This window comes from Eoetvoesiella caeni (assembly GCF_003315175.1).
GTDB classification, from domain to species: Bacteria; Pseudomonadota; Gammaproteobacteria; order Burkholderiales; family Burkholderiaceae_B; genus Eoetvoesia; species Eoetvoesia caeni.
The window spans coordinates 269340-281593 of the sequence record NZ_QNRQ01000001.1; the positions used below are offsets into that span (position 1 = coordinate 269340).

Consider the following 12254-nt stretch of genomic DNA (forward strand, 5'->3'; position numbering starts at 1 on the left):
GCATTATGCTTAATGCATCTAAGAAAATACAAAAAAAATCGTTCTATTTATAACAGCGAAGTGCAACCATTCTTACTCTCTTAGTCGAAAATAAACTTCTGACCTCCGACCGCATATGAACGCTGCAGCACTACCGCTGGATGGCAGGAACAAGCCGTTCAGAGTCATGCCGGGTTTCAACCTGACCCTGGGTTTCACCATTCTTTACCTGAGCCTGATCGTGCTGATACCGCTATCGGCCGTCTTTTTGAAAACCTTCACGCTTACCTGGGACGAATTCATCAGCGCGGTCACCTCCGATCGCGTCATGGCGTCGTACCGCCTGACCTTTGGCGGCTCGCTGCTTGCCGCCGCCATCAATACAGTCTTTGGCGGCATTGTCGCCTGGGTGCTGGTGCGATATAAATTTCCAGGCAGAAAACTGATAGATGCGCTTGTCGACCTGCCTTTCGCGTTGCCCACGGCCGTGGCCGGTATTGCCTTGACGGCGCTGTATGCGCCAAACGGCTGGATCGGAAGCATTCTTGCGAAAGTCGGGATCAAGGCGGCTTTCACCCCCTTGGGAGTAATCATCGCCTTGATCTTCATTGGCCTGCCTTTTGTCGTGCGCACGCTGCAGCCCGTGCTGGAAGACTATGAACGCGAATTCGAAGAAGCTTCGGCCAGCCTGGGCGCCACACGTCTGCAGACTTTTGTCCGCGTGATCTTTCCAACAATGGTGCCGGCCCTGCTTACGGGATTCGCCCTGGCTTTTGCGCGCGCCGCCGGCGAATACGGTTCAGTCATCTTCATTGCCGGCAATATGCCCATGGTTTCGGAGATCACGCCGCTGATCATCGTCACCAAGCTGGAACAATACGACTACGCCGGCGCGACAGCCATCGCCATGGTCATGCTGATAGTCTCGTTCATTCTTCTGCTTGCCATCAATTTACTTCAGGCCTGGGCGCGTCGCCGCGGCCAGCCGCTTCGGACCTGACATGCAAAGCGCCACCGCCACTCTCTCCATCCCTTTGCCGCTTGCCGCCCAAACCCAGGCGCCATCGGCCACCACCGAACCTTCATGGGTGCGCACGCTGCTGATCGTCGCTGCGTTCGCATTCCTGGCGCTGTTTCTGTTCATGCCGCTGGTCGCCGTCTTTACGGAAGCACTGCGCAAAGGATGGGATGCCTACATTGCGGCAATCGTCGAACCCGATGCCTTGTCGGCAATCAGGCTGACGTTGATTGCCGCCGGAATTGCCGTGCCGCTCAATCTGGTTTTTGGCGTGGCTGCGGCGTGGGCTATCGCCAAGTTCGAGTTTCGCGGCAAGAATATCTTGCTGACCCTCATCGATCTGCCGTTCTCCGTCTCGCCCATTATTTCCGGCCTGATCTATGTATTGATTTTCGGCGCCCAGGGCTGGATAGGCCAGTGGCTCATGGATCACGACATCCAGATTCTGTTCGCCGTGCCGGGCATTGTGCTTGCCACCATCTTCGTCACTTTTCCCTTCGTGGCCCGCGAACTTATCCCGCTGATGCAAACGCAGGGCAACGAAGAGGAAGAAGCCGCGCTGGTTCTTGGCGCCACGGGCTGGCAGGCTTTCTGGAAGGTCACGCTGCCCAATATCAAGTGGGGCCTGCTGTACGGGGTCATTCTTTGCAATGCGCGCGCCATGGGCGAATTTGGCGCCGTATCGGTCGTATCAGGACATATCCGCGGCGAAACCAATACCATGCCGCTGCATGTCGAGATTCTGTACAACGAATACAACTTTTCCGCAGCCTTCGCTGTCGCATCGCTGCTGGCCCTGCTGGCCCTTGTCACGCTGGCCATCAAGTCCTTTATTGAATGGCGTCTGCACCGCAAAGACGCCATCGCGATTTCCGCAGGAGCACTTTCGTGAGCATTGAAGTCCGCAACATCAACAAGCGCTTCGGCGATTACGTCGCGCTTAACAATATATCGCTGAAATTTCCAGATGGCGAGCTAACAGCACTGCTGGGCCCGTCAGGCTGCGGCAAGACCACTTTGCTCCGCATTATCGCGGGCCTTGAACAAGCCGGCAGCGGCCAGGTGCTGCTTGACGGCGAAGATGCTTCGGCACGCCATGTGCGAGAACGCCAGGTGGGATTCGTGTTCCAGCATTATGTATTGTTCAAGCACATGACTGTGTTCGAAAACATTGCGTTCGGTTTGCGCGTCAAGCCGCGCAATATCCGCCCTACCGAGCAGGCCATTCGCGAACAGGTCACCAAGCTGCTCAACCTGGTCCAGCTGGATTGGCTGGCAGACCAATACCCTTCCACGCTCTCGGGCGGACAGCGCCAACGCATCGCGCTGGCCCGGGCCTTGGCGGTCGAACCGCGCGTGCTGCTGCTGGATGAACCGTTCGGCGCCCTGGATGCAAAAGTTCGCAAAGAACTGCGCCGCTGGCTGCGGCGGCTGCATGACGAACTGAGCGTCACCAGCATTTTCGTCACCCACGACCAGGAAGAAGCGCTTGAGGTGGCCGATCAGGTCGTCGTCATGAACAAAGGCAATGTCGAACAAATCGGCGCACCGGCCGATGTCTACAATCGCCCTGCGTCTCCATTCGTGTACGGCTTTCTGGGTAACGTCAATCTGTTTCGCGGACGTATACACGAGGGCGTCATGGAGGCGGGTTCCGCCACATTCCGCGTACCCGATCACGCAAAGGTTCAGGACGCCGCGGGCGTAGGCTATGTGCGTCCGCACGACCTGGACGTGCAACGCTATGCGCCGGGCGCAGAAGGCATTGCAGTGCAACTGCGCCACGCCCACGCAATAGGCCCGCTGGCGCAGCTTGAACTTGTACGCGAAGACAATCAAGAACTCATCGAAGCCGTTATTTCCCGCGATCAGTTCGCGCAACAGTCCTACACAGAAGGCGACAGGCTGCTGGTCAGCCCCAAGCGCCTGGATGTTTTTGTAGAACAGGTCGGTTAAGGGCACATGAACTTTCAACAGCTTCGATCAATACGCGAAACAGCCCGGCGCGGCTACAACCTTACGGAAGTAGCCAACACCCTGTTCACATCCCAGCCGGGGGTCAGCCGGCAGATCCGCGAACTGGAAGAGGAACTTGAAGTGGACATCTTCGAGCGCAACGGCAAGCGCCTGACCGGCCTGACCAAGCCGGGCACGGAGATTCTTCCGATCATAGAACGGATACTGCTCGAGGCCGAAAACCTGAAGCAGGCAGGACGGGATTATGCCCGCGAGACCCAGGGCACGCTGGCGATAGCGACCACGCACACGCAGGCCCGATACGCGCTGCCCGCCGCCGTACAGGCATTTCGAAAAAACTTTCCCGATGTACGCATAGCCTTGCAGCAAAGTTCGCCCGAACACATTGCAAATTGGGTCATTTCCGGCAAGGCCGATATCGGCATAGCAACAGAGGGCCTGAGCGAGTTCAATGAGCTCGTGTCCTTGCGCAGCTATGAATGGAGCCACGTAGTCGTCGTACCGCAGGGGCATCCCTTGCTTGCGCGCGACACGGTCGCCCTGGCCGATATTGCCGCCTATCCCATCATTACGTATGACATTGGATTCACCGGACGCAGCCATATCGACGAAGCCTTCCAGCAAGCGGGGGTCGCCACCGACATCGTGCTGACCGCCATGGACTCGGACGTTATCCAGCAATATGTCTCGCTTGGCATGGGGGTGGGGCTGATCGCGTCCATGGCAATAGAGCACAACAATGTCCATCGCCTGCACGCTATCCCGGCCACCCACTTGTTCAGGCCCAACATAGCCCGCGTTGCGGTGCGCCGCGGTGCTTATCTTCGGTCTTATATGTACGACTTCATCCAGCAATTGACGCCGCAACTGTCGCGCGATGACATCAGGCTGGCGTTAAGCGATAATGTGGGCAAAAGCTGACTGGAGCACCCGCCTTACCTGCGCCCACCATGAAAGTACTCTTCAATATCGTGGGCACCGTCGCCCTGGTATTGGCAATTGCCGGCATATTCCTGCCGCTGCTGCCGACAACCCCGTTCTTGTTGCTGGCCTCGGCCTGCTATCTGCGCGGGTCGCAACGCATGCATCGCTGGCTAAGCCATAACCGCCTGCTCGGCCCCTACATCAAGGCCATGGAAGACCGCTCCGGCATCCCGCCCTCGACCAAAGCGATTGCGCTGGTCCTGCTATGGGCCTCGATGTCGTATTCCATTTATATCGTCCCCGTTCTTGCCGTCAAGGTCCTGCTGGCCCTGACAGGACTGGGCGTAAGCGCCTATATCCTGTTTCGCATCAAGACCTTGAAAACAAGCAAGCGACTGCCGCACAGATGATGGCAACGCCCATGCATCGCAACGCAAAATGCCGATAGCGCCTGCTAACTAGCACTTATTTTGCAAACAGGCCCAAGAATCGCCAATAAAATATCGTATCATTACAAGCAGAATCCCATACACCAGCAAGGTCTAGATGCCGCTTGTCCTTATCCTCGCCTTGCCCTTCGCGGGCAGCCTGATCACTGCGCTGATACCCGCCAACAAACGCAACGTCCAGGCGTGGCTGGCAGGCGGCGTGGCACTGGCTACCGCGCTGCTCGCCATGGCCCAGTACCCGGCCGTCGCCGACGGCGGCACCGTTAAAGTCGTTGCGTCCTGGATACCGGCCGCCCTCGATATCAACTTCGTACTGCGTCTGGACGGATATGCCTGGCTGTTTACCCTGCTTATAACGCTTATGGGCGCGCTGGTCGTGCTGTACGCCCACTATTATTTGTCGCCGCAAGATCCGGTGCGCCGCTTCTTTTCGTTTTTCCTGCTGTTCATGGGCGCGATGCTGGGCGTCGTGCTGTCGGGCGACTTGCTGCAACTGGTGGTGTTCTGGGAATTGACCAGCTTGTCTTCGTTTATGCTGATCGCCTATTGGTACCACCGCCTTGATGCACGACGCGGGGCCCGCATGGCGTTTACAGTCACCGGCGCCGGCGGGCTTTGCTTGCTGGCCGGCGTGCTGATGCTGGGGCATATCGTCGGCAGCTACGACCTCGATACCGTGCTGGCATCCGGCGACCTGGTGCGCAGTCATCCTTGGTACACAACTGTACTCGTCCTTATCGCTATAGGCGCATTAAGCAAAAGCGCGCAATTTCCATTCCAGTTCTGGCTGCCCAATGCCATGGCAGCTCCTACGCCGGTATCCGCCTACCTGCATTCGGCCACGATGGTCAAGGCCGGTGTATTTTTGCTAGCCCGCTTCTGGCCCGTATTGGCGGGCACCGACCAATGGTTCTGGATGATAGGCGGAGCCGGGCTTTGCTCATTGGTGCTGGGCGCCTATGCGGCGATTTTCCAGCGCGACATGAAAGGCGTCCTGGCCTATTCCACCATCAGCCATCTCGGCCTCATCGCCCTGCTCTTGGGCCTGAACAGCACTCTCGGGCTGGTGGCCGCGGTCTTCCACATGATGAACCATGCCACGTTCAAGGCTTCACTATTCATGGCCGCGGGCATCGTCGACCACGAGACGGGCACGCGCGACATGCAACGCTTGTCGGGCCTTTCAAAGGTCATGCCCATTACCTGCACGCTGGCGGTGGTGGCAGCGGCCTCGATGGCGGGCGTCCCGCTGCTGAATGGCTTCCTGTCCAAGGAAATGTTCTTTGCCGAAACTGTATTCCTGAACGGCAGTACCCTGACGGAAGTTTTCCTGCCGCTGGCGGCCGTCATTGCCAGCGCCTTCAGTGTCGCCTATTCCCTGCGCTTCGTATCCCAGGTATTTTTCGGGCCGCCTCCGTCCGATTTGCCGCGTGCACCGCATGAACCTCCGTTCTGGATGCTGGTTCCAAGCGGCTTGCTGGTGCTCACCTGTCTGTTGGTCGGCATCTTCCCAAAATACACTCTAGGCCCCTTTCTGCATGCCGCAACGCTGTCGATCCTCGGCGCCGACATGCCGCAGTACGACCTGGCCATCTGGCATGGCATCAACAAGCCGCTGCTCATGAGCTTTGCCGCCCTGCTCGGCGGCGTTGCCATCTACAGCCTGCTGCTCTGGCGGCGCCGGGCCCATCCCGACCGAACGCCGCTGTTGTATCGCTTCGATGGTCGCCGCAGCTTCGAGGCTTTGCTCGAAAATATCGATGCCACGACCGCCTGGTTGCTGGACAAAACATATTCGGCGCGCCTGCAGCGCCAACTGCTATTGGGGGTGCTGGCCACGCTGGCGGTCGCAACGCTGCCCTTGCTGGGCGGCAACTGGATAAAACCCACCCTTGGCACCCCATTCAATCTGTTCTTCTTTATTCTGTGGGTGGCTGGCGGGGCCTGCGCGATTGGCGCGGCCAGCCAGGCCAAATACCATCGTCCCGCTTCGCTGGCCATGGCCGGCGGCGCGGGCCTGGCAACCGCCATCACGTTTGCCTGGTTTTCGGCGCCCGACCTGGCCCTTACCCAATTGACCGTCGAAGTTGTCACCGTCGTTCTTATTTTACTTGGCCTGCGCTGGCTGCCGCCGCGCATCGAAGGCGACGATGGCGGCATGAGTTCTTCAAGGCTGGCGCGGCGCACACGCGACCTGGTGGTCGCCATAGCCGGCGGCGCCGGCCTGGCTGCGCTGGCTTATGCCGTCCTGACGCGTCCGGCCCGCGAAGGCGTTTCCGCGTTCTTCGTCGACAAAGCCCTGTCCGAAGGCGGCGGCACCAATATCGTCAACGTCATCCTGGTCGACTTCCGGGGCTTCGACACCCTGGGCGAAATCACGGTTCTGGGCATCGTGGCGCTTACGGTTTACGCCCTGTTGCGACGCTTTCGTCCGCCTCCCGAAACCATTACCGACGGCCCCTTGCGCCAGCAGCAAGGCGCGGCCAACTCCAGCGCAACCGCAATACCCGAGGCCGACCCCGACGCCCTGGTGCCGCGCGGCGACATGAAGATACCGGCTGTGCTTGCACGCCTTCTTTTGCCGATCGCCGCGCTCATCTCCCTGTACTTCCTATTGCGCGGGCACAACTCTCCGGGCGGCGGCTTTGTCGGCGGCCTGATTATGGCCACATCCATTATTCTGCAATACATGGTGGGCGGCGTGACCTGGGTAGAATCCCGCCAAGCCCTGCGGCCGCAATACTGGATAGCTCTGGGCCTGCTGGCTGCCGGCGGCGCCGCCGTGTCATCCTGGTGGGGCTTGCGCCCCCTGCTTACGGCACAGGCGCTGGACATAGCCTTGCCGGTGGTCGGGCACATCCATCTTTCCAGCGTGCTGCTGTTCGATATCGGCGTCTATATGCTGGTGGTCGGAGCAACGGTGCTGATGCTGGTGGCGCTGGCGCACCAGTCCCGCCGCTTCCATCGCAAGATTGCCGTGCCGCACGCACCCGACGGGCGAATGTCCGTCCATGAAGGAGTGAACTAATGGAAATCATACTGGCCACCGCAATCGGCGTACTGGCCGGATCAGGCATCTGGCTTATCCTGCGCCCACGAACCTTCCAGGTCATCATGGGCTTGTCGCTGCTGTCCTACGCCGTCAATCTTTTCATATTCGGCATGGGCCGCCTTACCGTGGGCGCCGCGCCCATTATCAGCACACTCAAGGGCACCGACCCGAGCCAGTACGCCGACCCCGTACCCCAGGCTCTGGTGCTGACCGCCATCGTCATCGGCTTTGCCACTACCGCTTTATTCCTGGTGGTACTGCTTGCCTCCCGGGGCTTGGCCGGCAATGACCATGTCGACGGAAGAGAGGCCGACCTGTGATCGATTGGCCGGCCCATTTGCCTGTTCTGCCCATAGCGGTGCCGCTGCTGACAGGCGCCTGCCTGTTGCTGCTGAAAGACTCTTACCGCTACACGCGCCTGGCTGTCTCGTTTGTCTCGGTGCTGGCGCAATTGGCCATAGCCATCGAGCTGCTGCTTATGGCGTCGGGGTTTCAGCCCTCGTCCTGGATCAACCATATCGCCGTCTATCTGCTGGGCGACTGGCCCGCTCCCTTCGGTATCGTATTGGTGGTGGACAGGCTCTCCGCCATCATGCTGACGCTGAATGCCATACTGGGCCTGGCTACGCTTACCTATGCGACGGCGCGGTGGGACCGGGCCGGCGTACATTTCCACCCCCTGTTCCAGTTCTTGCTGATGGGGCTGAACGGCGCCTTTCTTACCGGCGATCTGTTCAATCTGTTCGTCTTTTTCGAGGTGCTGCTTGCCGCATCGTATGGCTTGATGCTGCATGGCTCGGGCGAGTCGCGGGTCACCGCCGGGTTGCACTATATTGCGACCAACCTGTTTGCCTCGTTCCTGCTGCTTATTGCTATGGCGTTGATCTACGGCGTTACGGGCACACTCAATATGGCAGACCTTGCCGTCCAGGCCGGCAAGCTGGCCGGGCCCGACCGCCTGCTGTTCGAAACTGCCGCGGCCATCTTAGGCATCGCCTTTCTTATCAAGGCCGCCGCATGGCCGCTGAATTTCTGGCTGCCGAATGCCTATGGCAGCGCATGCGCTCCCGTAGCCGCCATCTTCGCCATCATGACCAAAGTCGGCATCTACGCGCTGCTGCGGCTGGGGTCATTGCTGCTTCCCACCGGCGCCCCCGCCGCATTCGGCGGCGAGTGGATGTTTCCGGTAGGCCTGGCCACTTTGGCTTTCGGCACTATCGGCATGCTTGCCTCGCAGCAGACCGAACGCATGATCGGCTATTGCGTCATTTCTTCGTCGGGCACACTGCTTACCGCGCTGGGCATGCCCGGCGTAACGCTTACAGGGCCGGCGCTGTTTTACCTGATCAACTCTGTCTTGGCCCTGGGCGCCTTTTACTTGCTGGTCGAGATGGTTGAACGAACGCGCAGTTTCGGCGCCGATGTGCTGGCCGTCAGCCTGGAAGCCTTCGATCTGGACGACCCGGAATCCCCGGACCGCTCCGACGACGTCGTCGGCGTTGCCCTGCCCGCGGCCATGGTTTTCCTGGGTATGGCTTTCATTGCCTGTGCCTTGCTGGTTTCGGGGCTTCCGCCTTTGTCCGGTTTCGTGGCCAAGTTCTCGCTCTTGTCGGCGTCTTTGCAGGCTTCCACCGATGGGCCTACAGTGGGTGCCTGGCTTTTGGTTGCCGCTGTCCTGATCTCCAGCCTGGGCAGCCTGATAGCCCTGTCCCGGGCGGGCATCCGCCTGTTCTGGAGCGCGGAAGATTCCATCACGCCGCGCCTGCGCGTGGTCGAAGCGGCGCCTGTCGCATTCCTGGTGCTGTGCTGCGTCGGCCTGGCCATATGGGCTGGCCCTGTGCTGGCCTACCTTAACGACACGGCGTTGGCGCTGGACAATCCCCGCTCTTATATCGACGCCGTATTGCACGCCCAGCCGGCAAGGCTGCTGGCGCCGGGAGGCGCGCCATGAAACGCATTTTGTACTGGCTGCTGATGCCGGCTTTGCTGCTGGCAATCTGGCTGCTGCTCAACGAAACACTGGCCGTGGGCGACATTATCCTGGGCAGTGTGCTGGCGCTGCTGCTGGCATGGGCCGCCATGGCCTTGCGTCCGCTGCGTTCGACGCCCAAGCGCGGCTTGACGCTGATCCGGCTGCTGACTCATGTCGCCGTCGACATCACCAAGTCAAACGTTGCGGTCGCCCGCCTTATCTGGCTGGGACCCTTGTCGCACACACCCGGATTCATCCGCATTCCCATAGAAATGAGCGATCCGCATGGCCTGGCGGCGCTGGCCTGCATCATTACCTATACGCCCGGCACGGTCTGGGCCGGCTTTTCCGAAAACAGCAGCGTCCTTACGTTGCATGTACTCGATCTTAAAGACGAAAACTACTGGATCACGCTGATCAAGCAACGCTACGAACAGCCTTTAAAGGAGATTTTCGAATGACGGCAATACTGTATTGGGCTGGCATGTTCGCACTTTGCTGCTTTGCCTTGGCGCTGGGCTGCGCCACGCTGCGCCTGCTGCTTGGCCCCACTCCCCAAGACCGCGTCCTGGCGCTGGACACCATGTATATCAACGGTCTGCTCATCTTGCTGGGGCTGGGCATTCAATTCAAAAGCGATATTTATTTTGACATTGCCCTGCTTATCGCCCTGTTCGGCTTTGTCAGCTCGGCCGCCATGGCCAAGTTCCTGCTTAAAGGCGAGGTCATCGAACCATGACAGAACTTCCTCTTTGGGCGTCCGTCCCGGCAGCCATTCTGCTGGTGCTTAGCGGCGTGCTGACCTTGTTCGGCTCGGCCGGGCTGCTGCGCTTCAAGCGCTTCTACCCGCGCATGCATGCCCCTACGCTGGGCAACACCCTGGGCGTGGCCTTTGTGCTGCTGGCCTCGGTCCTGGTTTCATCGGCCACTGAAGGCCGCCTGGTCATCCACCAACTGCTGATCACCTTTTTGCTGGTGCTGGTATCGCCGGTGACGGCTATCTTGCTGATGCAGGCAGGACTGCGCCGGGACGCCAGGCGTCCGGTCCGGGACGACTGAACAACAGCCGGGTCCGCTGGCGCGGACCGGCTGTTGTTCCGTAGCCAACATTTCGTTACCGGACAGTCGGCGGATTCTTTTATACTTAAAAGCAGATTTTCCCCTCAGTCCCTGACTGTCACGCTTTTAAGGAGACGACCATGAATCGCCAATTATCGGTTTTGTCCCGCCCCACTTCCGTTCTATTCGCCCTATGTCTGGGGCTGGCCTCCGCGTCCGCACTTGCCGCCGGCGGGTCGGCCCAAGCCAACAGCAGTGCACGCGCCCAATATCAACAAGACATGGCCTTGTGCAAGTCCGGCCAAAGCACGACCGAAAGCCGGGCCACCTGCGAACGCGAGGCCGGCGCAGCGCTTCAAGCCGCCGAACGAGGCCAGCTTACGGCTGAAAGCTCCAGCGGATACAAGCAAGACGCCACCAGTCGCTGCATGAGCCTGCCAGAGGGCCAGCGCCAGGACTGCATGACATTGATGAACAATCCGCAAAATGCTCGAGTGCAAGGCAGTGTCGGCGGTGGCGGCGTCTTGCGTGAAACCACCATTACAGTTCCCGGCGACGCCACGATGTCGGGGTCTATGCCTCCGGCCGCTCCCGGCGCCATGCCGAACAGCTCCATGCCGAATGGTTCCATGTCCAACGGCAGCATGAAGTAAACAGCCATACGGCTTGCCAAGCGGCGGTGCATACGGCGTTCATGCCAACGCACCGCCCCCGTTTGGCTGTCAAAAGCTATGCGCGACGCCGGCCATGTACCTTGTGGTCGTACCCTGGCCCTGGACAAACGAGCTCTCCAGGGAATACCGCGCAGCTACGCCTGCCATCGGATAAAGACGCGTGCGCGGCGACAAGTTATACACATAGCCCAGCGTCGCCAATTGCGCCGAATGGGCTTTTTCGCCATTTTCCCAAGACCACGAAGGCTGGGCCAAGGACCATTGCAACTGCAGCTCTCCATGGCCTACCGGCACGGCAAGGCCCAGCAGATAGGTGCCTACATGCCCGCCCGTAAGAAATCCGGCTAGTCCCAAACCCAGGTTCGGCGCATCGGGGTCTATACCTTCCAGGCTTACATACCCATTGCGCTGGCGGCTCCATGCCACGGACACCGCCGCAAAACCGGCATCGTACCTTAACCCCAGCTGCCAAGCCTCCGGGTGCACTGTATCGGGCAACACCGACTGCTTCAAATAGGTTTTATCCCAGGTTGCCACCGCCAACCACGGACCCTGCTGATACTGCAGGGCCAGGCTTAGCGCGGGCGATTTGTCCAGCCGCGCGCCTGAACCTTGCACATCGAAGCTATAACCGGCGCCCAGCTTGAAACCCGCCCACGACGGCGACAAATAATTGACCGCCTGATTCACCTGGTAATTGGTGGATGCCTTGAACATGGCGCCCATGTCCATGTCCTTCCAGGAAGCGACTTGAAGCTGGCTGCCAAACTGTTGCGCTACCGTATGCTGGCGGCCCAGCCTGAGCTCGCCGAAATCGCTGCCGCCAAGGCCAAGCCAAGCCGAGCTGTCGAATAACGAGGAGCCAACTTCAAGCATGCCTGTATTGCTGCCGAACTGAGATTCGAGTTCGAATGATGCCGACCAACCGCCGCCCAGCGCCTCTTGGCCGCGAATGCCAAACAGGGAATCGGTAAGCCCGCCCGACAGCATTTGAGCGTTCGAGCGCGAGCCATCGCCTGGCTCCGATGAGCGGGTCGAAGCAATGCCCGAATCAACGGTCCCATACAAAACAAGGCTGTTTTCCTGCGCCCGAAGTGCTCCGCAGAAACACAGACCCAATATCAACGCTGGCAACCACTTCATAAATGAC

Annotated in this window: 13 protein-coding genes; 12 read left to right on the forward strand and 1 reads right to left on the reverse strand. The window is 59.8% G+C overall.

The window, feature by feature from the left end; genetic code table 11:
* Positions 1-115 precede the first annotated feature (115 nt).
* The 12 genes from cysT (at position 116) to DFR37_RS01310 (ending at position 11083) form a co-directional block, all read left to right on the forward strand.
* Entirely contained in the window at positions 116-979 is an 864-nt protein-coding gene (gene cysT / locus DFR37_RS01255) for a sulfate ABC transporter permease subunit CysT (RefSeq protein ID WP_113931433.1), read from the forward strand.
* Position 980: 1 nt separating this feature from the next.
* Entirely contained in the window at positions 981-1889 is a 909-nt protein-coding gene (gene cysW / locus DFR37_RS01260; RefSeq protein ID WP_113931434.1) for a sulfate ABC transporter permease subunit CysW, read from the forward strand.
* Positions 1886-2953: a sulfate/molybdate ABC transporter ATP-binding protein gene (locus tag DFR37_RS01265; protein ID WP_113931435.1), complete on the forward strand. Its 1068-nt coding sequence runs from the start codon at positions 1886-1888 to the stop codon at positions 2951-2953. The genes cysW and DFR37_RS01265 overlap by 4 nt, the downstream gene beginning before the upstream one ends.
* A gap of 6 nt (positions 2954-2959) precedes the next feature.
* Entirely contained in the window at positions 2960-3895 is a 936-nt protein-coding gene (locus DFR37_RS01270; RefSeq protein ID WP_113931436.1) for a CysB family HTH-type transcriptional regulator, read from the forward strand.
* Positions 3896-3924: 29 nt separating this feature from the next.
* A complete protein-coding gene (locus DFR37_RS01275; protein WP_113931437.1) occupies positions 3925-4308 on the forward strand; it encodes a YbaN family protein in 384 nt (127 codons plus the stop codon).
* A 136-nt stretch (positions 4309-4444) separates the two neighbouring features.
* Positions 4445-7375 (forward strand): monovalent cation/H+ antiporter subunit A, encoded by a 2931-nt coding sequence (locus tag DFR37_RS01280; RefSeq protein ID WP_113931438.1) that lies wholly within the window; start codon positions 4445-4447, stop codon positions 7373-7375.
* Positions 7375-7719, forward strand: coding sequence for a Na+/H+ antiporter subunit C (locus tag DFR37_RS01285; RefSeq protein WP_113931439.1), 345 nt, complete (start codon positions 7375-7377; stop codon positions 7717-7719). The genes DFR37_RS01280 and DFR37_RS01285 overlap by 1 nt, the downstream gene beginning before the upstream one ends.
* A complete protein-coding gene (locus DFR37_RS01290) occupies positions 7716-9350 on the forward strand; it encodes a monovalent cation/H+ antiporter subunit D (RefSeq protein WP_113931440.1) in 1635 nt (544 codons plus the stop codon). The genes DFR37_RS01285 and DFR37_RS01290 overlap by 4 nt, the downstream gene beginning before the upstream one ends.
* Complete coding sequence (locus DFR37_RS01295) at positions 9347-9832, forward strand: Na+/H+ antiporter subunit E (RefSeq protein WP_113931441.1); 486 nt, start codon at positions 9347-9349, stop codon at positions 9830-9832. The genes DFR37_RS01290 and DFR37_RS01295 overlap by 4 nt, the downstream gene beginning before the upstream one ends.
* Positions 9829-10110 carry a K+/H+ antiporter subunit F gene (locus DFR37_RS01300; protein ID WP_113931442.1) on the forward strand — a complete coding sequence of 94 codons (282 nt, stop codon included), beginning with the start codon at positions 9829-9831 and terminating at the stop codon, positions 10108-10110. Before DFR37_RS01295 ends, DFR37_RS01300 begins: the two co-directional genes overlap by 4 nt.
* On the forward strand, positions 10107-10430 hold the full coding sequence (gene mnhG, locus DFR37_RS01305) for a monovalent cation/H(+) antiporter subunit G (RefSeq protein WP_113931443.1): 324 nt from the start codon (positions 10107-10109) through the stop codon (positions 10428-10430). The genes DFR37_RS01300 and mnhG overlap by 4 nt, the downstream gene beginning before the upstream one ends.
* 140 nt (positions 10431-10570) lie before the next feature.
* Positions 10571-11083 (forward strand): hypothetical protein, encoded by a 513-nt coding sequence (locus DFR37_RS01310; RefSeq protein ID WP_113931444.1) that lies wholly within the window; start codon positions 10571-10573, stop codon positions 11081-11083.
* Between the two features lie 69 nt (positions 11084-11152).
* On the opposite strand, the gene DFR37_RS01315 is transcribed toward DFR37_RS01310, so the two are convergent.
* Positions 11153-12247 (reverse strand): porin, encoded by a 1095-nt coding sequence (locus DFR37_RS01315; RefSeq protein ID WP_113931445.1) that lies wholly within the window; start codon positions 12245-12247, stop codon positions 11153-11155.
* Positions 12248-12254 lie beyond the last annotated feature (7 nt).